Origin of the sequence: Sphingobium vermicomposti, from assembly GCF_011762025.1 — a bacterium.
GTDB lineage: Bacteria > Pseudomonadota > Alphaproteobacteria > Sphingomonadales > Sphingomonadaceae > Sphingobium > Sphingobium vermicomposti.
In genome coordinates, this window is the sequence record NZ_JAASQR010000002.1 from 960,327 (window position 1) to 983,637 (window position 23,311).

General features: G+C 60.9%; 19 protein-coding genes, 1 tRNA gene and 1 pseudogene. 5 read left to right on the forward strand and 16 right to left on the reverse strand.

Annotation, left to right across the window (positions count from 1 at the left end):
• From FHS54_RS09505 to FHS54_RS09570, 14 genes and pseudogenes are all read right to left on the reverse strand, one after another.
• The gene (locus FHS54_RS09505; RefSeq protein WP_167303532.1) at positions 1–1,674 is read right to left on the reverse strand and encodes a type II and III secretion system protein family protein; all 1,674 of its coding nucleotides are present in this window, start codon (positions 1,672–1,674) and stop codon (positions 1–3) included.
• Positions 1,661–2,584: a Flp pilus assembly protein CpaB gene (cpaB, locus tag FHS54_RS09510; protein ID WP_167303533.1), complete on the reverse strand. Its 924-nt coding sequence runs from the start codon at positions 2,582–2,584 to the stop codon at positions 1,661–1,663. Before cpaB ends, FHS54_RS09505 begins: the two co-directional genes overlap by 14 nt.
• A gap of 71 nt (positions 2,585–2,655) precedes the next feature.
• Positions 2,656–2,841 (reverse strand): Flp family type IVb pilin, encoded by a 186-nt coding sequence (locus FHS54_RS09515; RefSeq protein WP_167303534.1) that lies wholly within the window; start codon positions 2,839–2,841, stop codon positions 2,656–2,658.
• Between the two features lie 682 nt (positions 2,842–3,523).
• The gene (locus FHS54_RS09520) at positions 3,524–4,306 is read right to left on the reverse strand and encodes a DUF2569 domain-containing protein (protein ID WP_167303535.1); all 783 of its coding nucleotides are present in this window, start codon (positions 4,304–4,306) and stop codon (positions 3,524–3,526) included.
• 150 nt (positions 4,307–4,456) lie between these two features.
• Positions 4,457–6,115, reverse strand: a complete 1,659-nt coding sequence (locus FHS54_RS09525; protein WP_341785957.1) for a sensor histidine kinase — start codon at positions 6,113–6,115, stop codon at positions 4,457–4,459.
• Between the two features lie 103 nt (positions 6,116–6,218).
• Entirely contained in the window at positions 6,219–8,135 is a 1,917-nt protein-coding gene (gene uvrC, locus FHS54_RS09530) for an excinuclease ABC subunit UvrC (protein WP_167303537.1), read from the reverse strand.
• Between the two features lie 289 nt (positions 8,136–8,424).
• The gene (locus FHS54_RS09535; protein ID WP_167303538.1) at positions 8,425–9,042 is read right to left on the reverse strand and encodes a F0F1 ATP synthase subunit B family protein; all 618 of its coding nucleotides are present in this window, start codon (positions 9,040–9,042) and stop codon (positions 8,425–8,427) included.
• Positions 9,035–9,529 carry a F0F1 ATP synthase subunit B family protein gene (locus tag FHS54_RS09540; RefSeq protein ID WP_167303539.1) on the reverse strand — a complete coding sequence of 165 codons (495 nt, stop codon included), beginning with the start codon at positions 9,527–9,529 and terminating at the stop codon, positions 9,035–9,037. The genes FHS54_RS09535 and FHS54_RS09540 overlap by 8 nt, the downstream gene beginning before the upstream one ends.
• A gap of 85 nt (positions 9,530–9,614) precedes the next feature.
• Positions 9,615–9,842, reverse strand: a complete 228-nt coding sequence (locus tag FHS54_RS09545) for a F0F1 ATP synthase subunit C (protein WP_021240110.1) — start codon at positions 9,840–9,842, stop codon at positions 9,615–9,617.
• 48 nt (positions 9,843–9,890) lie between these two features.
• A complete protein-coding gene (locus tag FHS54_RS09550; protein ID WP_208404881.1) occupies positions 9,891–10,649 on the reverse strand; it encodes a F0F1 ATP synthase subunit A in 759 nt (252 codons plus the stop codon).
• Between the two features lie 76 nt (positions 10,650–10,725).
• Positions 10,726–11,049 (reverse strand): AtpZ/AtpI family protein, encoded by a 324-nt coding sequence (locus FHS54_RS09555; RefSeq protein ID WP_167303541.1) that lies wholly within the window; start codon positions 11,047–11,049, stop codon positions 10,726–10,728.
• A 176-nt stretch (positions 11,050–11,225) separates the two neighbouring features.
• Positions 11,226–11,627 carry a YdbL family probable chaperone protein gene (locus tag FHS54_RS09560; protein WP_167303542.1) on the reverse strand — a complete coding sequence of 134 codons (402 nt, stop codon included), beginning with the start codon at positions 11,625–11,627 and terminating at the stop codon, positions 11,226–11,228.
• Positions 11,624–11,812 (reverse strand): YnbE family lipoprotein, encoded by a 189-nt coding sequence (locus FHS54_RS09565; RefSeq protein WP_167303543.1) that lies wholly within the window; start codon positions 11,810–11,812, stop codon positions 11,624–11,626. Before FHS54_RS09565 ends, FHS54_RS09560 begins: the two co-directional genes overlap by 4 nt.
• A gap of 7 nt (positions 11,813–11,819) precedes the next feature.
• A pseudogene (locus tag FHS54_RS09570) lies at positions 11,820–15,026 on the reverse strand (intermembrane phospholipid transport protein YdbH family protein); the annotation flags it as partial.
• A gap of 113 nt (positions 15,027–15,139) precedes the next feature.
• Here FHS54_RS09570 and radC point away from each other — a divergent pair.
• Positions 15,140–15,853 carry a RadC family protein gene (gene radC / locus FHS54_RS09575; RefSeq protein ID WP_425057305.1) on the forward strand — a complete coding sequence of 238 codons (714 nt, stop codon included), beginning with the start codon at positions 15,140–15,142 and terminating at the stop codon, positions 15,851–15,853.
• 110 nt (positions 15,854–15,963) lie between these two features.
• Here radC and FHS54_RS09580 read toward each other — a convergent pair whose 3' ends face one another.
• Both FHS54_RS09580 and FHS54_RS09585 read right to left on the reverse strand, forming a co-directional pair.
• Complete coding sequence (locus FHS54_RS09580; protein WP_167303545.1) at positions 15,964–17,376, reverse strand: DEAD/DEAH box helicase; 1,413 nt, start codon at positions 17,374–17,376, stop codon at positions 15,964–15,966.
• Between the two features lie 123 nt (positions 17,377–17,499).
• Positions 17,500–17,934 carry a hypothetical protein gene (locus FHS54_RS09585; RefSeq protein ID WP_167303546.1) on the reverse strand — a complete coding sequence of 145 codons (435 nt, stop codon included), beginning with the start codon at positions 17,932–17,934 and terminating at the stop codon, positions 17,500–17,502.
• Between the two features lie 74 nt (positions 17,935–18,008).
• Here FHS54_RS09585 and FHS54_RS09590 point away from each other — a divergent pair, with 74 nt between their 5' ends.
• The 4 genes from FHS54_RS09590 (at position 18,009) to FHS54_RS16595 (ending at position 22,674) form a co-directional block, all read left to right on the forward strand.
• Positions 18,009–19,448, forward strand: coding sequence for an FAD-binding oxidoreductase (locus tag FHS54_RS09590; RefSeq protein WP_167303547.1), 1,440 nt, complete (start codon positions 18,009–18,011; stop codon positions 19,446–19,448).
• A 115-nt stretch (positions 19,449–19,563) separates the two neighbouring features.
• A complete protein-coding gene (locus tag FHS54_RS09595; RefSeq protein WP_167303548.1) occupies positions 19,564–20,352 on the forward strand; it encodes a SapC family protein in 789 nt (262 codons plus the stop codon).
• A 293-nt stretch (positions 20,353–20,645) separates the two neighbouring features.
• Positions 20,646–20,720 (forward strand) — tRNA-Glu (locus FHS54_RS09600).
• Positions 20,721–20,799: 79 nt separating this feature from the next.
• Positions 20,800–22,674, forward strand: a complete 1,875-nt coding sequence (locus tag FHS54_RS16595) for a DUF6538 domain-containing protein (protein ID WP_167303549.1) — start codon at positions 20,800–20,802, stop codon at positions 22,672–22,674.
• Positions 22,675–23,311: the final 637 nt, after the last annotated feature.

Below are 23,311 nucleotides of genomic sequence, written 5' to 3' on the forward strand. Positions count from 1 at the left end.
TCACAGTTCATATCCGCTTTGCGTCGCGCCAGCCGGAGCTGGAGCAGCCGCTTCGGGCGCGCTCACAGCCGGAGCCGGAGCCGGAGCCGATGGCCCCTTTTCCGGTGGCATCGCGTTGGGGTTGAGCGGATTGATCCCGACCGCCTTGTCGGTCCGCCCCATCAGGAACAGGTCCAGTTCGTTGGGATTGCCCACCCGGTCGGTCGGCAACCGCACATCCGCCGCCTGCATCGGCTTAACCAGACGCGGCGTCACGATCATGACCAGTTCCGTCTCTTGCTTCTGAAAGCCCGAAGACCGGAAAAGCGCGCCGATAATTGGCAGTGAACCAAGAACCGGCACCTGACGTATGGTGTCCTGAAAGTCATTGCGCAGTAGACCTGCGATGGCGAATGACTGCCCATCGCGTAGTTCAACCACGGTCTTCGCTCGGCGAGTTAATAGCCCCGGAACCACAAGTCCGTTGATCGTGACTGATGCTGTGGGATCTATCGAACTCACCTCCGGCTCAACGACAAGGTTGATGATACCATCACTCAGCACAGTTGGAGTAAAACCCAAGCTTACCCCGAAAGGCTTGAACTCGACAGTGATGCCATTGTTGCCGCTACCGCTGCCGGTGCCCCCCTGGAGCACCGGGATGGGGAACTCACCACCCGCCAGAAACGATGCCGTCTCACCTGAAAGTGCCACCAGCGTCGGTTCCGCCAGCGTCTTAACCAGGCCTTTCCGTTCCAGCGCGTCCAGAGCGGATGAAATTTTTAGCCCGCCGAGGTTGGTGACGAGTCCCAACGCTCCGAAGCCAACTGTAGGTAGAAGCAGGTCAAGAACGCCGTTACCGCCTCGCGCCGTCGTGGTCGATCTTGAACCGGATACGCTCGACTGACTTGAGGTGATCGCTCGATCTATTGTTTCCGTTGCACCATTTGTCGTGGTCACCTGATGTTGGGTCGACACACCACTTGAAAATGCAGTGCCGTTTGAAGCAACGCTGCCGGTGACCGGCACACCTGCCAAGCCCTGCTCACCGATCCCACCAACAAATTTGCCGCTATTGTTGATAAAGGAATGGTTGATCCCCAACTCCTTCGCCGCCTGCCGGTTCACTTCGGAAAAGCGCACTTCCAGCATCACCTGCTGCGACGCGCCGATGGACATCATGTTGACGACCTTGTCCTCGCCACCCGCATAGGTGCGCGCGACCTGCACCGCGCGATCCACCGCCGCGGCGCTGGACACCGTGCCGGTCAGCACCACGGCATCGTTGGAAATGCGCGCGCCGATCGGTTCGCCGGGGATCAATTCCGACAATTGCCGTTTCAACGTCACGACATCTGGCCCGACCGCCACATCGACCACCGCGATCAACATGTTGCGGCTGTCATACAGCGTCAGGCTGGTTGTCCCGACCTTCTTGCCCAGGACATAGATGGACCGGTTGGTCATGGGCAGGATGTCGGCGACGTCCTGATTGCCCACCAGCGCCTTGGCAAAGGGCCGGTCGACGGTCAGCACCTGGCTCTTGTTGAGCGGCACATCCAACTGCCCGGCATGGTCGACATTGCTGGTCGACAGCGAAGCGATCTGCGCCGCGGCGGGGATGGCGGGCATCGCGACTGCCATTGCCAGCGCCGCCCCCAGCGCCAGCCTGCTTGTGGATTTAGCGGGAACCATAGCGCTTCACCTCATAGCTGGTGCCGGTCACGCCGCGCACGATTTCGACAGATGCGGTCGCGGGCAGAGCGGTGACATTGCGGGGAACGGGCCGCCGGGCGACACGCATCGCTGGCGCCGGCAGATAGGCCAGGTCGGCAACGCGCGAACGCGGTCCGGCAAAGCCGCCCACATAGGCACCGTCGCGCAGATCCTCCGTCCCCACGGTCTGCACCGCCGGGTTGGGTTCATCCGTCACGTTGCGCAGGACCAGCGTCAACTGGCCGACCTGCTGTCCCAGGACCAGCTTTTGCGCGTCCACCTGATTGACCTCCAGCGTGGCGGTCTTGCCAATCGCGGGGTCTTTCGACGTGTCGTTGGCATTCTGGTCGATGGCGATGACGCGCGTGCTTTGCAGCAGCACGTCGGTAATCTGCTGATCCCCGCCGCCGATTTCGTCACGCAGCGTGCGCGTCACAAACACGTCGACGGTATCGCCCGGCAGCACAAAGCCGCCCGCCGCCGCCACGTCGTTGACCCGCACGGCCACCGCACGCATTTCAGGCCGCAGCACACCGGACATGGTGGCGCGACCGCCTTCGGCTGACAATTTGGACGTCAATATGGGTTCGCCCGGCTCAATCTGGCGCAGCACGACGCGCTGCTTGCCAAGGGAAGTGAGCTGAACCGGATCGCGAAAGGAACCGGGCGGCACCGAAGCCGCGGGCCAATCGACAATCTTGATCTTTTCAGGAGTGATCGCCGCGCCAAAAGCCAGCGGCATGGTCGCCACGACGACCTTGGCCATCCCCTGAGGCGCGGTCGCCTGCTGCTGTTCGGCACTACTCAGATAAGCATTGGCGATGAAGACCGCCGCCAGGCCCAACAGGATTGCGAAGCCCAGGATGATTAGTGATCTACGCTGCCCCACGACGCCCCCCGGAATTATGAAGTCTGTTGAGCCGGCCGACAGACCGCCGACCGGCTCTGGAACTCAGCCTATCAGCAAGCCGTGTTGCTGGGCGTGCGGGTGATGCAGTTCGAGGCCTTGCCCATAGCGCCGGTAATTGATGTGCCCAGCGTGAAGGCTGCAGCAGCAATACCGGTGCCTACAATTGCCAGGATCAGCGCATATTCAGCAGCCGAAGCACCGCTCTGGTCATTCCACAGATTTTTGAAAAAGGTCATGTCATCTACCCCTATTGCGCCGGAAACCATTTCCGGCCTGCTCTCGCAAAGCTCTGCGGTAGGGGCCTGACCACCTAGCGACCCTGGCGGCGATGTGTCCCGCTCCCCAGGTAGTTGGCAGTTCCCGTAGAACTTGGGATCAAATTGAAGCAACCTGACAGCAAGTCAATAAGGTAAAAAAATCATAAATCTATCAACGTCTTACGTCATTTTTTTGTTAACCATTTTGCATCATCCGCTTTTCGACGCGAAGTAATCCCATGATTTTGTTGGTATATCCTTAGTGATATATCGGCTGTATATTTTAAGAAATACTATGACTTTACTTTTTCATTAAATAGTAAAACCACCATCCACTTTCACAAATACACCATAATATCAAGGTTAACCTATATCTTTCCTTTCTATCCAAGGGTAGAATTGAATAGAATGACAGGTATATATCTGACGGAAATAGCCAGCTTCACCGTCCCCAGCTCATCATGAATAGGGAGGCGAACCCTCCTCAGGACCATCAATCCGCCGCGCCAGCTGATATGTTGAGAGAGCGGCAGAGAACACGGCTCGCCGCGAATCGCTCTCGCTCCAACGCTACGAAATCGAATCAACCACGCCTCATATCCGGGGGCGCAATTTCAGGTTGTGACGGAAACCACCGCGCATTGACGGCGGGCGGCCTAACTCAGGCACTCACCCTGTTACGAAACGTCACATTCACCCGCTCGGACAGCAGCAGGTAGGGCAGCCATAAAGCCGCGCTGATCAACACCTTCTTCACATTGCCGGTCAACAGGTCGGCCAGCGCCATCTCAACCGCGTGAGGCACGCCATCAATCCGTGCCACCCACTGCGCAATGCCGATCTGCATCAGCAGGTCGACGCCCCATATCATCACCAGAAATCGGGGGAACAGCGGCACCATCCGCAGCGCCATGGCGAACGCGAACATATAAAGGCATGACAGCAGCACGACATCGGCTAGCATCACGGAATATAGGCTGATGAACCAGGATGGCGCATAGCTCCCCAATGCGGGGACCGCGCTCAAAAATTCCAGCGTCCGCACCGGAACGTTGATGGCAATGCCGACCAGCAACGACGCCATCACGCCATAAAGGCCGAATTGCGACATTTCGCGCGCCTTCAGGCAATCGATCTTCCGCCAGCGGCCGATTTGCGCCAGCCGGATCGTCGGCTGGGCATGGACCCGGTTGGCTGGAAACAGCCTGAGGCCCAGCAACAGCGATCCCACCGGCGCGCCGATCACCAGAATATAGGGCAGCAGCCCGGTCTCGCTCAGCCAGGGCGCGGCGTCATAGGGGGTCGCGGGAAAGGATAGACGGATACCACAGGCAAAGGCAGCCAGCAGGACCCATATCGCCACGATGCGTTGCAAATTGACCTGCATCGACAGCACGAGCGCCACGCTTTTGCGGTAAAAATGATCCCGAACCACTCGAATCATCGAAACAGAAGCTCCGCCCGCACCACGCCAAGTTCAGCAACGCTTATCCATCACCATCGTGAATGTATGGTAAATGCCCGGCGCGGCCAAAAGTTCTTGCGGAGCGGCATCTGGATGACGGCCCGCTTGCTCCACCATCTGTCGCCGGCGTCATTTACGCGGAACGGTGATCTGGATCATCGTCCGACCGCCCATGCTGTGCAGGAAAACCTCTCCCCCCAGCGCCTGGATGCGCCGCATGAGCGATCGGGACGACACCGCGCCGCTCGCCCCCAGGCGGGCTAGATTGGGCACCCCGTCATCAGCGACATGCAGGGCGATGCGGTTGCCCGCTGGTTCCAGCGTAAATTCAACCGTGCGCGCCTTTGCATGGCGCACTGCGTTGGCGACAATCTCTCGCACGGCAAAGCTCAACTCGCGGCCGATCATGGCGCTGGTTGCGCAATTGCCGTCCCTGACCTTCAATTCGCACGCGATCCCCCATTGATCGCCCAACGACCGGACGACCATGGCCAGCGTTTCGGGCAGATAGGCGAAATCCTCGTCACTGATGTCCGGGTTGATGATGTATCGGATGGTGGCGATCTGGTCCTTGGCGATCCGGTCGACATTTTCGATCACCGGGCGCGGGTCGATCGTCCGGTTGCTCAGCAACGGGGCCAGCTGGAAACGGATGCTCGCCAACGCCTGAAGCACGCTGTCATGCAGGTCGCGTTGCAGCCGGTCACGTTCCCGCGCGCCCGCCACGACATGCGCCAGGTCCAGACTGTTGCGCACCACCAATTCCTCGCACGCGCCTTCAAACAGGCGTTGCGCGATGGCCAGGGAATCCTCATGCACCGGGTCGGGAAGAGGCGCGACCCCGATCGCCTCGAACGCGCCCAGCGACGCCCTGACCGACATCAGCGTATCCGCCTCCAACAGGCCGCCCCACGCCCAACCGCTCGGCGTCAGCGGAAGCAGCCTGGTAAAGCCGTCTGCCGACAATGAAATCGACGCATTACGTCCGCAGTCATGCCATTCCGTCCCGACGGCCAGCAGCCTGCCTGCTCCGGGGGGAAGATCGTCGCCAAACATGGTCGATGCGAACATGTAGCGATCATGGCTGGTCATGCGAAACAGCACCGCGGCATGATCCGCGCCGGTCGCGATCCTGAGCGCCTGAAGCAGATATGGCCCTGGAAGCCCCCCTGCTGGCGGCGCACCAGCCTCAGCCAACCGCCTTCCCCGCTCCCTTTCCAGCAATGTTTCGCGGCGGGGGCCAAGCAGCATGCCGGTAATCGTCACGGCAACCACCAGATAAAGCACGCGCAACGCGTTCCATTCCAGGTCTGGCTCCGCCGTAACCGCCATCACTTCATCGACGCGGAGCAGCAAAATGGCCGCTAGTCCCACGATCACCCCAAGGATGTGATGAAAATATCGGGGGATGATCAGCGCAATCTCTATCGCGATGAAGAGGCTGCCGGGAAAATAAGGGCTGTGGGAAGGGTCGGTGACGATCAGCAGTGCCAGGAACAACAACGCATCCGCGCACACAACCAGCTTGCGGATGCGGATCTCGATAACCCAGGACCGCGCGGACAGCAGCAACGTGCCGACCGCCACCGCCAGCAGGCCCAGGACTATGCCATGTTCGGCATGCTCCGCCCATGATCGCGCGCTGGAAAAGGCGAAGCTGGTGAAGACATAAACAAGCGCCAGAATCAGGCGAGAAATGTCCAGCATCCGCCACGGGCGCAGCGCCGAAGCGCCAAGCGTCAGTGGCGCGCCCCATATCCGGGCCCATTCAGCGCGTCCGCGCGTCACGCCATATGGTCCCTCGTTATGCTTTATAGTTTTCGACATATAGATTTAGTCATATGACCAATATCATTGAAATGAGGTCATACATCTGTAAATCATATTTCAGTTATCCATGGAAGTAGTCATAGACCTGCTGCGCCACTGCCTTGGAAACACCTGGCGCTCTCAACAAATCTTCCAGCGCCGCGCTTTTCACAGCTTTCGCTGTTCCGAAATGCATCAACAAAGCCTTCTTGCGTGACGGTCCAATGCCCGGAACTTCATCCAGAGAACTGACCGTTAGCGCCTTACTGCGCTTCTGCCGGTGCGCGCCAATAGCAAATCGGTGCGCCTCGTCCCGCAGCCGCTGAAGGTAGAACAGCACAGGATGGTTGAGCGGGAAGCTCATCTCGCGCCCGTCGGGCATGTGGAAAACCTCCCGACCGGCGTTGCGATCAGGCCCCTTGGCGACGCCGATCATGCACACATCCTCGATCCCCATATCTTCCAATATGGCGCGCGCTGCCGACAACTGACCCTTGCCACCGTCGATCAGCACCAGGTCGGGCCATTCACCACTGTCGCGGTCGGGATCTTCCCGCGCCGCCCGGCCAAAGCGGCGCTCGAACACCTCGCGCATCATGGCAAAATCGTCGCCCGGCACCGTATCGGGATTGCGGATGTTGAACTTGCGATAGGCGTTCTTGCGGAAACCTTCCGGCCCCGCCACGACCATCGCGCCCAGGGCATTGGTGCCCTGAATATGGCTGTTGTCGTAAATTTCGATCCGGTCGGGCACGCCATCCAGGCCAAATGTCTCGACCATCTCCTCCAGCACCTTGGCCTGGGTCGTCGTTTCCGCCAGCCGCCGGTCCAGCGCCTCCACCGCATTGCGCTGCGCCTGCTGGATCAGCCGGGTGCGCGCGCCCCTTTGCGGCACCTCTATCCGCACCTTGGCTCCGACCCGCTCACCCAGCGCCAGCGCCATCAACTCGCATTCGGCGGGCGCGCGGTCCGACAGGATCAACCGAGGCGGCGGCACCTCTTCATAAAATTGCGCCATGAAGCTCGCCAGCACCTCATCCTCAGCCACCTCTGCGGTGTGCACGGGAAAGAAGCTGCGATGCCCCCAATTCTGGCCGCCGCGAATGAAAAAGGCCTGAATGCACATCGACCCACCCTTGGTCGCCAGCGCAAAGATATCGGCGTCCCCCAGCCCGTCGGCGTTGATCGCCTGACTTCCCTGAATGAAGGTGAGCGCCTTCAGCCGATCGCGCAGCACGGCGGCCTGTTCGAAATCGAGCGACTGCGCGGCGACCTCCATGGCCTGCCCCAGCTTCTTCTGCACCTCCGTCGACTTGCCCCCCAGGAAATCCTGGGCGTCCTGCACCAACTCGGCATAGTCGGCGTCATCGATCCGCCCGACGCAAGGTGCGGAACACCGGCGGATTTGATAGAGCAGGCAGGGCCGCGACCGATTGGCAAAGAAACTGTCGGTGCAACTGCGCAACAGGAACAGTTTCTGCAGCGCGTTGATCGTCCGGGTGACGGAACCCGCGCTGGCGAACGGGCCATAATAGCGCCCCTTATATTTCCGCGCGCCGCGATGCTTCTGGACGCGGGGAAAGGCATGGTCTTCGCGCAGCAGGATGAAGGGGAAGCTCTTATCGTCGCGCAGCAGGACATTATAGGGCGGGCGAAACCGCTTGATCAGTTGTGCCTCCAGCAGCAACGCCTCGGCTTCGCTGTTGGTCGTCACGATCGTCATCGACCGCGTCTGCGCGACCATGCGCTGCAGCCGCTTTGGAAGGCGTTCGACCTGCGTATAATTGGCGACGCGGTTCTTGAGCGCGCGCGCCTTGCCGACGTAAAGCACATCGCCGCGCGCATCCTGCATACGATAGACGCCGGGCCTCGCCGGAAGCGTTTTCAAGGTCGTGCGGATCGCCTCGACCCCCGCATCGATGTCCGGCGTTCCAGCACCCCGGACAGTATAGCTGGCTTTATCTTCGTGAAACCGGTCAGGCGATTGAGGCTGCGACATAGGAGAGAGATAGCGGTGGCTGTGCCAAGCGCAATGGCCTTGGCAACCCATTCATCGACCAAGCCGCTCAGCGATGGATCGGATCCAGCATGCGCGTGGCATGCGCACATGCTCTACCATTTCAAGCACATAACCGTTCCAACTTGCGCACGATGGCCTGACCGGCGTTCAGCCCAAGCCCTTCCCCGGACTCCGACCCCCAGCCCGCCCGTCAGACAGAGCGCCCAAACGAAAGGGGCCGACGCGACATCCGCACCGGCCCCATTACGTCATGGCAATGTTCGAGCGTTCAGACGCTGGAACCAAGTCCCTTGATAGCACCGTCGACCAATGCTCGATCGGCCTTCGAGTCGTGCTTCTGGGCGATCAAAGCCGCCGCTGCGCTTGTCGCCGCAGCCACCGTTTTATTGCGAATGTCTGCAATCGCCGCGCGTTCCGCCGCACCGATCTTGTCTTCCGCCATCTTCTGGCGGCGAGCGACCAGAGCAGCCGCGTTGACCTTGGCATCCTCCAGCAGCGTGGCGGCATCGCTTTCGGCTGACTTGCGCATCGCATCGGCTTCCCCGGCTGCGGCAGCGAGCTTCGCCTCATATTCGGCTTTAAGCGCTTCGGCTTCCGCGCGAAGCTTCGATGCTTCGGCCAGCTGGCTCTTGATCTGGGCAATGCGGCCATCCAGCACGCCACCGATCAGGCCCGGCACTTTCTTCACCATGAGGATGACGATGAATACCGCCATCGCCAGGCTCACCCATGCCGTGGCGTCCATGCCGACAGCCTGGGGATCAGTATGTGGGACCACGCCCTCATGAGCAACGGTGCCAACAGGCTCCATCCCTTCGGCGTGGATCGCTTCGTTCAGGTGCGGAGGCGCACCGTCGCTATGCTGTGCTGCTGCTGCGTCAGCCATGGGCCAGTGCCGCCTTTACTGCATTGCGGGCCGCTTCATCCGACGCTTCCACGCCAGAAATGCGGGCCACCATGTCGCGCGCCGCATCGGCCGCAACGGTTTCAATTTCTTGCATGGCCGCCTGGCTGGCAGCCTGGATGCGTGCTTCGGCAGCGCCAATCTGGGTCGCAATCTCGGCATCAGCGGCAGCAAGCTGGCCTTCAGCCGCTTTGGCGGCTTCCGCCTTCGCCCGCGCCAACGTCGCCTGAACCGCAGCGCGGCTTTCAGCGTCACGAGCACGATAATCCGCCTCCGCCTCGTCAGCACGCGCGAAAGCGGCCTTGGCGGCGTCCAGGTCGCCCGTGATCTTGGCGTCGCGCGCGTCCGCCGTCGCCTGCACCTTGGGCACCATGCCTTGGCCGATGACGAAGAAGACGAAGCCGAACGTCAGCAGCATCCAGAATATCTGCGAAGCATAGGTATCGGCGATTTGCGCGATTTGAGGCATTTTATGAGGTCCGTCCGATCAGGGCGCGGTCAATTCATGGGAGCGGGCGAGTGGCGATGCCACCTGCCCGCTCTCCAAGCGATTATCAGGCCACGAACACCAGGATCATGGCGATAACGAACGCCAGCAGACCCAGAAGTTCGGCTGCGGCGAAGCCGATGAACAGACGACCCTGCTGACCGTCAGCAGCGCCCGGATTGCGCAGCGCGCCTTCGAGGAACGATGCGAACACGTTGCCCACACCGAGCGAGGCCAGACCCGCACCGATGGCGGCCAGACCAGCACCGAGCAGCTTTGCGGCTTCTGCGTCCATGTCGTAAACTCCCTTTTCTAAACTCTAACAAATGGTTGGAAAGATAACTTAGTGAAGATTCTCAGCGTCATTCAGATAGACCGAGGTCAGCAGTGCGAACACATAGGCCTGGATCACCGCGACCAGCACTTCCAGTGCGCTGATGCCGATCATCAGGATGAAGCTGGCCGAACCGATTGTCAGGCCATAGCCGACGCCCGCGTTCGAACTGTTGATCACGAAGCCCGCCAGCACCTTCAGCAAAACGTGACCCGCCGTCATGGCGACGAACAGTCGCAGACCCAGGCTGAAAGGCCGCACCAGGAACGAAACCAGCTCGATCGGAAAGATCACCGGGATCATCGGCAGCGGCGTGCCATAGGGCACGAACAACGAGAAGAAGTGCAGTCCGTGCTTCCAGAAGCCGACAGCGAGCACGATCGAGAAGCTGAGGATCGCCAGCACCCCAGTCGCCGTGAAATGGCTGGTGAAGGTGAAGGGATGCAGACCGATGAGACCCAGCGGCAGCAGCCCCAGCAGGTTCGCCAGCAGGATGAACATGAACAGCGAAAAGACGTACGGAATATACTTCTTGCCGCCTTCGCCAACGTTGGCGATCAGCAAGCTTTTGATGAAGCCGGTCATATATTCGACCGCCATCTGCCAGCGACCGGGGACCAGTTCCCGCTTCATGCCGCCGATGACGAAGATCCACAACACCACCCCAGCAGCGACCATGTAAAGCGCGCTGTTCGTGAAGGCGATGTTGAAGCCGCCGAGCGACAGCTGATCCGTACCGAACAGCGGTTCGATCGCAAACTGATGCATCGGATCGATTTTGCCGGAGGATTCTGCCACGTTGACCCCTGTCACGTCTTGTCTTCGCCTAAGACGAAAGCGCCCCTTATTGGTCGGGACGCTTCGTCGTCGTCAATCTGATGATGTTTCTGAACGCCACCACGATACCCAGACCGAGGAAAGCGAGCAGAAGCCATGGGGATGTCTGTAGAAAGTAGTCCAAAGTCCAACCTACCACAGCACCGCCAGCCAGACCCCCGATCAGTTCCGCAAGAACCCGGTTGCCAAGGCGCGACCCATCGTCCGCCTTTTGCACCGTGTCCCCTTGCCTGACCTTTTCGGCTCGTTCAGCCCGCCCGATCCGCTCCTCCAAAGAAGCGATCCGCGCGTCCTCATCCGCCGGGTCTTGCCCGGGCACATCCGCTACCATCGCCGGTCCTTTCCATTCAGGCATTTAGCCATAGGTCCGGTGGCATGGCGTGTGCGGCTGCACCCGTCAAGGCGCGGCCCGTTTAGAAAGGGCTTCCCGGATAGTCAACCGTCGTTGGGCAGGAGTTTTTTCAGCCCCTTCCGGGCGAGGGGCCAAGCACCAGCCCTGTGGGATAATCAGCCCGCCGTCGCGCAATATGATGGCAGTGCAATGGGTGCCGCGCCCTTTGTCTGCCACGGTCCCGCGCCGATGCGATAGACCTGCCCGGTCTTCACGCGTCCGCTGAGCGTCTGGCAGCCGGTGGCCGCGGCGACATCCTGCACCGTGACGCCGCGCTTGCCCGCCAGGTCGGTATAGGCCGCGCGCCGCTTGATATTGACCGATTCGACTTCGGCGCGAACCGCTGCGCTGACCGTCCCGGCTATGCCCAGATATCCGTCGGCCTGTTCGCCGACCGACCCCTGCGCCATCGCGGTCGCCACTGCGCCCGATTGCGCGCGAGCCGGCGCGGTTACCGCCAGTCCCGTTGCCAAAGCGATGGCAGCGCCACCGACTATCATCAGAAATTTGCGTGTCATTGGGGGAACAACTCCGGGTTATTCTGGATAAGGTCCTGAGCGTCGCGCTGTAGGCGGACGACGACTTCCTGCTGAACCTTGACGTTCAGGTTGATTTCGATCGGCTTGTCCGGTGCCTTGACTTGGATGCATCCCCCCAAAGCCAGCCCGGCAAAACCGATTGCCAAGATCGTTTCTTTTCTCATTTCCGCTCCGTTTTTGCACAATGTCGCTTTCCACAGGCTGAACTGCAATCCCTTCCCGTATCTTATCCTGCATCTGATCGCCTATGCTGTTCTGTATCAGCGTGGTCGGATCGATGAAGGACTTCGCCGTTCCCAGCAGACCCCGGAAAGGCGCGGCGATTCGCACGTTGAAGATGAAGGGCAGGCCGGTGAAGTTGCCCGCCAACCCCGCCGGAGCGCTGCCCAACTGCCCCCGGTTCACCCCGTTGAATACGACGTTGGTGACCATTTCGCCGTCCAGTGCGCCATCCATCAGGATGGTAAGGCATTTATATTGCAGGTTCTTGAGCGCGTCGAATGCCATCCGCCCCATGACGCCCAACTGCTGATTGGACACCGCGCCGACATAGGACAGCGTGCCGGACTGGAGATTGGGATCGCAGGGGATGGACGGCAACACGCCTTCAGGCATGATCAGTGGCGGCATGCCCTGTTGCCGGGCCACCAGCACGCCTCCGGCCACGCGACCGCCCTCTGCGTTGAAAATGAGCGGCATGATCCCGTCGAACGTGCCTGTCGCCGAAATATCCTTGAAGTCCATCGCCTGGATGAACGCGCCCGCATCCAGGCCGATAACCCGGAACGTCAGATATCGGTCGACATCCGCGCCGAAATCCATGGTCGTGGGCAGTAATTCCAGACGCCCACCGGAAAATGGCCAGCCACCCCCCTCAATCCGCACATGCTGGCCCGCCTCCAGCCGATAGCGGACCACCCCGTCGCGCGCCTCCACACCCGGATTTACCGACGCCATCCGCAATTCCTGCCCCGGAGCACTGACCAGCCCCAACAGGTCAACGAACCGCAGCTCACCCGACAACCCTTCCACCGGGCCGAACGCCGCCGCAAGGCTGGCGTTGTCCGTCCTGAAGATGCCATCACTGCTGACGTCCGATCCGATCCAGCGGATATGACCCTGCCCCGTGACGGTCGCCTTCACATTGGCGATGACGCCCAACGCCAGACGGGTGACCTCTTCAGGTTGCAATTCTGGCCCGAACACAAGGCCCGGCACATCAAGGTCGGCCTTGCCCCGACCGCTGGACAGATCATGCGTGATATCGGCGCGCGCGACCAGTGCGTCATTGCGCGGCACCCGCATTGATCCGGTCGCGGCAATGCGTCCGTCCTTCAGCGCCAATTGGAAATCTGGCACAGTCAATGGTTGGAATCGTCCAGGGGATTGGGCATCGCGAACCATGACCTTGGCAGCGAGCTTCAAAGCGCCGCCAGCGAAGCTCCAATCGCCCGTTCCATCCTCGACTATCAGGGGTACGGTGCCAATCTTGCCCCCAGCTCCGCTCAACGTCCCGCCTAACCCCTTGGCGGACGATCGGCCTTCCAACGCCTCAGCGCTCAACCGGACCGGCGATTCCCCCGCACCGATCAGCAGCTGCGCACGCGAAAGCGCGAATCCTCCCTGTCCCAGAAGCACGCGCGCGCGATCAGCAGACAGCCGCATCGGATTGTCGCCGCTGCTACCCGTCAGTGCCAGCTGCCGGATCTCCGCGCCGCCCCGGATGCCGCCCGGTCCGGTCGCGAACAACGCTCCATCGACCGGACACAAAATCTGACGCGTGCGGCCAATGGCAAAGCTGCCATATTTCGCCTCTGTCAGCGACAGTGGCATGCAGCGCCTGTTGATCGCGACGGAACCGCCCGCCGTCACCTGCCCTTCGACAGGCACGGTCAGCCCGCGCAATCGGCCATCCGGCAAAGGCCCGTCCAGCCGCAATGTGGTGGCAAAGCGCGTGTCGCCATGCGGGCCTGCGCTGAAACGGACCGGCTCAATCGAAAGCCGGGCATCCTGCGCCGCATAGCTGTCCACGAACAATTGCCCGCCAAAACCCCCACCAGGCCGACGGGCAAGGCGCAACGCCGCCTTCGGCAACCCGCCGCCCTCGGTCGTCAGCGCCCCTTCCAGCGCCCAATCCACCGCTGCACCGGCTTTGCCCGGCCAGGCGACGGTGATGCGCCCGTCTCCGGGAATGGCGGCCCTTGCGCCGCTGCGCGCTTCGAAGCGCACCCCACTCAGGACTACGCTGCCCCCCTGCCCGCGCTGCGCAAAGGCAACCGTGCTTTGCAGCACATTCGCGTCGCCTGCCCGGCGCACGGCATCGGCCAGGCGATTGGTCAGCGGGCCTACGGGCGTGCCGCTGGTGGACTGCCGTAATCGGGCCAGGGGATCACGACCGGCGAGGCGCAACTGCCGCGCCGAAAGCCGCCCCTGCACCCGCGCTCCATCGTCGCCAATCTGCCAGCCGCCGCTAAACTCCGTCCGCCCTGCTAACGCCCCCACGCCTGACAGTTGGTCAGCGCCAATCCGCGCACGGCCCGCCATGGCCTTGGCCGAACCGTCAAAATCGATCCGCCCGCCCGGCTGCGCCAATACTAATCCACTGGACCGCAGCGCTTCACCCGAAAGCGTCACATGGCCCGCCCAACTGTCCAGCGCCTTGCCGAACCATATGTCCATATCGGCGACGGGCTTTGCGATCGCGGTGTCCGCATCCGGGCATCCGAGCGCCGCCGCCCTTGCCGGTCCGGTAAGGTGCGGTCGCCCGCCGCGCATGGCCAGGTTCAGGTTGGCCGTCGCTTCGGTCATGCCGCACCCGGCAAAGCGCGCGCGCGGCATGGCAGCGGTGATCTTGCCGCGAAAGCCCGATGTTAAATTACCCTTGCCATCGACCTGCATGCCAATCGGGCCAGCATCGGTATCCAACCGGACGCGCGCGTCGGACAGGCCCAGAACGATGTCGGGCACGCTGAACGGCGTGGTCGATGCGGGGTCACGGAACTTGTCCAGTTCCCCCAATCGCAAGACGGAATCGCGATAGGATCCGCGCAGCCGCACGCCCCCCGCCCTGACCGCCGCCACATGAGGGGACAGGCTGGTAAAGGCGATGTCGACTTCGACCCACCGCGCCGTCAGGTCAGGATTGGCAGGATCGCCCAGAACGATATTTTCGATCCGCTGGGTCCGCAGCCCAACCTCCTTCAGGTCGTAGCTGGCCTGAACGCCGCGCCGGTTCATCTCTCGCCCGATGAAATTTTCCGCGATCGGCGCGCGTTGGGTCCACAGCGCGATCAGCACCAGCGCCAGCGAGCCTGTTCCCACGCCCAGCCAGCGCAGCCATGCCCGGCGAACGTCCATTTCGCCGCCTTCATCTTCCATGACTATGGCCAACCCCGGCTTTCCAAGCTTAAATCCGTAACGGCTTCATAACGTCCAACCGTTCCTAAATATCCTTGCCCCTGTTTTGTCCAACGCATAGCGTCGCTGGCTGAATGGGGGATGATAGAGCGTTGTCGGAAAAAGAAGAAAAGGCAAGCCATGACGGCGTGGGCCATCGCGCACGGCTGCGGCAGAAGCTTGCGGAAAGCGGCGGAGAGGCGCTGCACGACCATGAACTGATCGAATATCTGCTGGCGCTCGCCATTCCACGCCGCGACACAAAGCCGCTGGCCAAGGCACTGCTGCGGGAATTCGGCGGCATCGGCGGGCTGATGACCGCCGACTGGCAATCGATCGCGCGGGTGCAGGGGATGGGCGACACCAGCATCGCCGCGATCAAGATTGTGCAGGCCACCCTGCTCAGGATGTTGCGAAGCAGCGTCGCGGAAAAACCGATCCTCGCCAGTTGGCAGGCGCTGCTCGACTATCTGCGCGCCGACATGGCCTTCCTGACCGTCGAACGCGTGCGCGTGTTGCATCTCAACAGCCGCAACATGCTGATCCGCGACGAGCATATGGGCGACGGATCGATCGATCAGGCAGCCATCTACACGCGCGAAGTGATCCGCCGTGCGATCGACCTCGGCTCGTCGGCCCTGATCCTGGTGCACAATCATCCCAGCGGATCGCCCGACCCCAGCCGCCAGGACATTGAAATAACGCGGCAGATCGCCGAAGCCGGAAAAAGGCTCAACATCGCGGTCCACGACCATATCATCATCGGGTCGCAGGGGCATAGCAGCCTGCGCGCGATGGGCCTGCTCTGAACGCTTCGAGGTTTAGAGCCGAATCAGGTGGCTTCACCTGCTGGCGGGAGGAACGCGATTAAAGCTGATGCCAGCGCAACCGATCCGAAGCTATCGGATCGGATTCTTCCCTAGCCCTGAAAACCGAAAGACAGGAATTCAGGCACCGGCCCGTTCCATCCTTCGTCCGGTCCATCACCCACCGGCTCCGGCCTGCGGGCACGAGCGCCATTGTTTTCAGCGCGAGCGGCACGAGGTTCGTCCCGTTTCCGTTCGTCCTGTTTCCGTTCGTCACGAACTGGTTCATCGCGCGCGCGCTCTTCACGGTTGCGTTCACCGGCACGATCATCCTTGCGGCTGTCCCTGCGCCGTCCCCGATCGCTCCTGCCTTCTTCAGCCGGGGCTGATGTTGGCGCAGCCGCTGCTGCTGTCGGGGCATCGATCATCTCGATCTTCTGCCCGATCAGCTTCTGGATATTGTCGATCGCCTCGGCATCTTCCGGCGTTACGAAAGTGATGGCCACCCCAGACGCGCCCGCGCGCCCGGTCCGACCGATGCGGTGAACATAATCGTCAGGATGCCAGGGAGCGTCGAAGTTGAAGACGTGGCTGACCCCCTTGATGTCCAGGCCCCGCGCCGCAACATCTGACGCCACCAATATGCTCACCGTACCGGCGCGGAACCGCTCCAGTTCGGCGATGCGCGCCGACTGGTCGATGTCGCCGTGGATTTCACCCGACTTGAAGCCATGGCTTTGAAGGCTTTTGTTGAGTTCGCGCACGGTGGTCTTGCGATTGCAGAAGATGACGGCGCTCTGCACCTCCTCTGCCTTCAGCATTGCGCGCAGAGCGTCGCGCTTCTTGCGCGAATCGACCTTCACCAGTCTCTGGGTGATATTGGTGGAAGCCGTTGCGGGCCGCGCCACCTCAATCGATTTGGGATTGGACAGGAAACGGTCAGCCAGCTTCTTGATCGGGGCCGGCATGGTCGCGGAAAACAGCAATGTCTGCCGCTGTGCTGGCAGCTTGGTGCAGATTTCCTCGATATCCGGGATGAAGCCCATGTCGAGCATGCGGTCGGCTTCGTCGATGACCAGCATCGAGCAGCCGTTGAGGAGTATCTTGCCGCGCTGGAACAGGTCCATCAGGCGTCCGGGCGTGGCGATCAATACGTCGACGCCCTTTTCCAGCGCCCTTACCTGATCGCCCATCTGGACGCCGCCGATCAGCAGCGCCATCGAAAGCTTGTGATATTTACCGTATTTCTCGAAATTCTCGGCCACCTGCGCCGCCAATTCGCGCGTCGGTTCCAGGATCAGCGATCGCGGCATCAGCGCGCGGGCGCGGCCATGCGCCAGAATGTCGATCATCGGCAGGACAAAGCTGGCCGTCTTGCCCGTCCCTGTCTGGGCGATGCCGATAATGTCCTTCATCATCAGCACGGGCGGGATCGCCTGGGCCTGAATTGGCGTGGGCGTGTCATATCCGGCCTCATTCACGGCCTTCAATAATTCATCGGAAAGGCCGAGATCGGCAAAAGTCATTCAGTTGTCCGGGACAGGAGGCTTACCGCCAAGCGCGAATGCACGACGGAAATTGGGCGGGTCCTTGGGGAAATATCGCTATCTTGTCAAGGAAATCGAACAGGCGCAGGGGAAAACAGGGCGTCAATCATCCCCTTTTACAGGCACCAGCCGCTTGAAACCGTCAATGCCGCAACTCAGCCCGCTGCGCGCCTGCAACGCATCCCTGCCTGAACAAAGCGACCCGTCGTCGTCCGGCTCCACATAAAAGCCGGAATAAAATCCCGTCGAATGGCATCCGCTTTCCAGCTTCGCACGATAACGGTGATTGTCGGCCAGCAGCAGATCGACGCCATTGTCGACCACGACGCTGGCCGATTGTATCGATCGCAGCGCGACGCAACGCGGCCCCTTTTTTTCCTTCCACTTGTGCCGGGCATCAGGAACGATGCGCGCGGGCGTCCGGCCCTTCCTGACCATCGGAACGCGAATGATGACTCGTTGCTGGATCGTCAATTGCGCGAACTGCACAGGCTCTCCCGAAGGCGCGACAAGAAGCAGCAGGACGGAATGAAACAAATCGGACCCCTTTTGAGATATGCTAATGCGCAATGGTTGAACGGTCCATGAATTCCGGAGCATAAGCCGATCCCATGATTGGACAGGACATTATCGATCGGTTCCGGGTGATCCTGGGCGACAAGGGCGTCATCACGGACGCATCGGACATAGCGCCCTGGCTGACCGATTGGCGCGGTCGCTTTCACGGCCATGCGGCTGCGATTCTGCAACCCGATTCGACGGAGCAGGTGGCCAGAACGGTCGCTCTGGCGGCGAAGATCGGCGTGCCTCTCGTCCCCCAGGGGGGCAACACGTCAATGGTGGGAGGGGCGACACCCCCGCCCGACGGATCGGCGCTCATCCTCTCCCTGCGGCGGATGAACCGCATCCGCTCACTGCGCGCTGAGGATAATCTCGCCATCTGCGAAGCGGGCGTGATCCTGGCAAACCTGCATGACGCCGCCGATCAGGCGGGCCGCCGCTTCCCCCTCAGCCTAGGCGCAAAAGGATCGGCGACGATTGGCGGGCTCATATCGACCAATGCGGGCGGCACGCAGGTACTGCGGCACGGCACGATGCGCGCCCTGGTGGATGGGGTGGAAGCCGTCCTGCCCGATGGCGGCATCTTTGACGGCCTCGATGCGCTGAAGAAGGACAATCGGGGATATGACGTCCGACAGCTGCTGATCGGCGCGGAAGGGACTTTGGGGATTATCACGGCGGCGTCATTGCGCCTGGTTCCCGCCATCGCCGCCCGCGCAGTCGGCTGGGCCGGCGTACAGTCGCCAGCCGATGCGCTTGCCCTCCTGCGCCACGCCGAAGCCCATTTGGGCAACAGCGTCGAAGGATTTGAGGTAATCGCCGACGATGGGCTAGGCCATGTCCTGTCCCACATTCCGGGCACGCGCTGTCCCATTCAAACACGCACGCCCTGGCATGTCCTCATCGAAGTGGATCATGACAGCGACCGGCGACCCGGACCGGTCGAACGGCTGGAATCGGCTCTGGCAGACGCGCTGGAACAGGGGATCATCATGGACGCCGCCATCGCCGCCAACGAAGCCCAGGCGGAAGCATTCTGGCGTATCCGCGAATCCCTGTCGGAGGCGGAGCGTGCGCAAGGACCCGCGCTGCAATATGATGTCAGCGTGCCGGTCGCCCGGATGCCCGCATTCATGACGGATGCCGCCGCAGCGGCGCAGCGGGCTTTCCCCGGCACTACCGCCTCCTCCTTTGGTCATCTGGGCGACGGCAATGTCCATTTCCATGTGCGCGCGCCTGTCGGCACAACCGATGGCCCGGCCTGGATCGCGGCGCAGGGGCCCGCCATCAACGCCTTCGTCCATGACGCGGTCGTCGCTGCGGGCGGCTCCATTTCGGCAGAACATGGCATCGGCCAGATGAAAAGGGCAGAACTTGGCCGACTGTCCAGCCCCGCCCGCCTGACCGCCCTGCGCGCGATCAAGGCGGCGTTCGACCCTCATGGCATCATGAACCCGGACAAGTTGATCCCCCGGCCCGACGAAGGCTGAACGACCGGGACAAAGCGATTGCCTGTCCGGGCCAACGCCATTATCGCCTTCACCAGTTTTCAGGCAGGCGGCGCGCGGTTCGATGCGCCTCTTCATAAGGATTGGAATACGCATCATGGCAAGCGCGCCCGGCAACAACCTCCCGGTTTTCTACAATGATCTCATTCCGCTGAGCAGCGTCGATCATGCCGGATATCGCAGCCGCACCCTCGATTCCGCGCCCTTCCTCGCTACGCACCATGCCGTGCCGCTGACCGTCGATGAATTTGTCAGCGCCCAGCGATTCCTGCCCATCATCTTTTCCGCCGGGGACGAACCCGTGCCGCTGGCGCTGATGGGCCTCAACGAAGGCGTCAACACCTTCGTCGACGACCAGGGCAAGCTGCGCGGCCCGTCCTACGTACCGGCCTATGTTCGCCGCTATCCCTGGATGCTGGCAAAGCTCCGTCCCGACAGCGATGAACTGTCGCTCTGCTTCGACCCGACCAGCGAAGCGCTGGGCGCGTTCGAAGATGGTCAGGCGCTGTTTGAAGACGGCAAACCCAGCGACCTGATCCAGGGCGTTCTTAAATTCTGTGAAGATTTTGAACAGGCCGCCGGTCGCACCGGCCAGTTCATGAAGGACCTCAAGGACCTCGACCTGCTGATGGACGGTGAAGTCGCCATTCAGGTGCCCGGCAATGAACAGCCCTTCGTATATCGCGGCTTCCGCATGGTGAATGAAGAAAAGCTGCGCGACATGCGGGGCGATCAACTGCGCAAAATCAGCCAGAACGGCATGCTGCCTCTCATCTATGCGCATCTCTTTTCGTTGCAGCTGATGCGTGAGCTGTTTGAGGCGCAGGTTACGCAAGGCAAAGGCCCGGTCTCCGTCACCCCCGCGCCAGAGCCTGCACAGGCCTGAATTTACAAAGATTGACGAAATAACAGATAGTTGCGGCAAAAGGTTGTGACTCGCCACTTGAAAGGCGGTCAGGCCTCGTCTATCTTTCAAACATACGGCGCACCTGCCCCCCTTTCGGGTGTGTCGTATGGGCGCCTCTCCTTTTGGGAAGGCGTCTCCTCCCTGAACCTTGGCCACCCCGTGCGGATGCATGGGGTGGTTTTTTATGAGCGCCCTGCAACCGGGGTTTTCCTTGACGACGCCCTACCCTCCCCCTAAACGCCAGCGCCTGCCAACCGCCCAACGCGGTCAGTGGCCCCTTCGTCTAGCGGTTAGGACGCGGCCCTCTCACGGCTGAAACACGGGTTCGATTCCCGTAGGGGTCACCATTCGGGCATAAACGCCTGAACGCGCTGGATTTACGTCCTCTTTACCCGTCATGTGTACAGAAATTGGGTACAGAACGACGTGAAGAAGACCACCATGGCTACCCCTTTCGCCGACCCTAGAACTGGCCAACTTTATTTTCGTCGCGCGATACCGCATGCGCTGCGCGACGCCTTTGACGGCAAGGCTCAGATCAAGGTCTCTTTACGCACAAAGGATCCGACTGACGCCAAGGCTGCGTTTGCACAAGAAAACGCGGCATTCGAAGAACGGCTTGCTCACGCGCGACGTATGCTGGCCGAAGGAGCCTTATCGCCCACTCCGAGCCGGGTGGTAAGAACGTGGTGCGAGCGGGCGGTGACGGGTAATGGGCTCGCCGGATCGGAGAGAATAGCTCTAACGTTGATGGAGCTGGACGCAACCACAGGAGGAACGGCGTCCTGCGTCGCTTCGCACCAGATCTATCCGCCGCCGGTCCTCGGACCTCCAGCGAATACCAACTGGTTTGCCGTACTGTCGGACAAGCAGAAGTTCATGAATTTGGTGGGCGAATTTTACGAAGGCAATCTGGAGAAGATAGGATCAAACTGGATCCGTGTGCGATGGCACAATCCAGACCATGTATGGCGACGGCTTCTCGACAGCCCTGTTCAGAAAGTTCGAGCATTCGAGGCGGGCAGTGCTGCATTCTCAGATGCGGAACTGGGTACGGCGCTGCTTGCTATCCTTGACGAAAAGCGTCCGAGCGAGGAGGATTTCAATCGGGCTCGGCTTACGTCCAATCGGCCACGGGCCACGGGTTCAAGGTTGCGTCCGATGATGCGGCTCAATCAGTTATATGATGAATGGAAGCTGGCGAAAGAGCCCCGCCCGCAAACTGCTCTGGAATTCAAAGCAGCGCTTGATGACTTTATCGACTTCGCTGGCGATATTGCAGCAGCTTCCATCGATGCCGACTTGCTTTTCGATTATCGTGACCAAGCAGCCAAACTTCCAGCTAAAATGCCACGTGTCGACCGAGCATTACCGTTTCGGGCACGCGTAGAAAAGCACTTGGAGTCCCAGCCCAAATGCGCGGCCTCAACTCTTAAGAAACGAATTGGCGCGCTCCAGGCGTTACTCACATTCGCATTCGATCAGCGCTGGATCGCAGTCAATGCCGGTGTAGGGATAAAGATTATCGGCTATGGCAAGAAGCGGATTGAAGTACGCCCCTTCGAAGATCACGAGCTTGCGCGCCTTTGTGCGTCTCCGCTGTTCATCCATCCAGAGAATTGGAGCCGAAGCTCCCAAGTTAGTGACGCCACCATGTTTTGGATCTTTTTGTTGGGCATCACCACCGGCGCTCGACTAGAGGAAATCGGCCAAGCCGCCGTCGCCGACGTGAAGCGGGATGGCCACATCTCCTATCTTGATATCGGCGAGTATGTTCTCGATGATGAGGCCGCTTCCAAAAGCGTGAAGACCGACAGCTCGATTCGCTTGGTCCCTATTCATGCCAAGCTCATCGAACTCGGGTTCCGGGAGTATATCGACGCGCTGATCGCTTGCGGTCACACCGAGCTTTTTCCTGATCTCAAGGAAAACAGCGTGGGAAAGCGCACTAAAGAGGCCAGCCGAAAGATGAACCGCATCATCGATCGCCATGTCATAGACGATCGCAGGCTCGTGTTTCATTCGACTCGCCATACTTTCAAAGCGAAGGGGAATGATGCCGGAGTGAACGAACGGACACTGGATCAAATTTGTGGGCATGCTCCAGTGAGCGTCGGAGCACGATACGGCTCCAATCCCCGCATTCGGACAATATACCGAGAGCTACTCCGCATAGACTTCTCCTGCATCGACTGGGACCGAATCGCGGTGGGTTTGCGGCGCGTTAAGTGGGACGCTGTGCTGCAAGCTGAGCAATATCGCCGGAAAGAAGGTACGCCTGATCGCCGGACAAGCGGATAGCAGCATACACCTGTTCAGGCCGATGGACGACCGTCAGGGTCGGCGCCAAAATTGGGAAAGCTGCTTCTCGCGCGGCGCCGGCTTCCGACTACGGCCAACATGCGCCGTTCAGCGACAACGTCGCGAACCGCCGCTATGACAAAAACTGTCCCGCAGACATAGACTTACCGGAGAGCTAGTCTTACCCGACGAGCGTCGCGGTCAGCCGCTGGGACCGTCGCTTGTAAGTGTTGTAATCCGCGCATTCACGAAGCGCGTTATCCATCCCGCGTAGCGCGGGCTACTCGTCATAAGCGACTGCTTCGTCTGGCTGACGTTTCCGCCTGTGCGAATGACGTCGCGGTTAGCCTTGACTATGCCGCAGCGAAGAACTGCCTTGGCTTGGACGGCAGGACGTTTGATTCCGCCTCCGGCAGGCCATCAACGAGACCCAGTGAATTTTCTTTGGGCGATAATGAGGCCATCATGGCTCTACCACAGGATGAGCCAAGGTTCCTCTGCCCCACCAGACCGCGCCGCTCTCCATAAATTTGCCACGCTCATTAGAATTGCCGCCACGCCCATCAGGAACGCGCCATCGATATTCATCATTGCCGACTCCTTTCCTGTGAGGCATGTTCCACATTTGTTCTCGTGT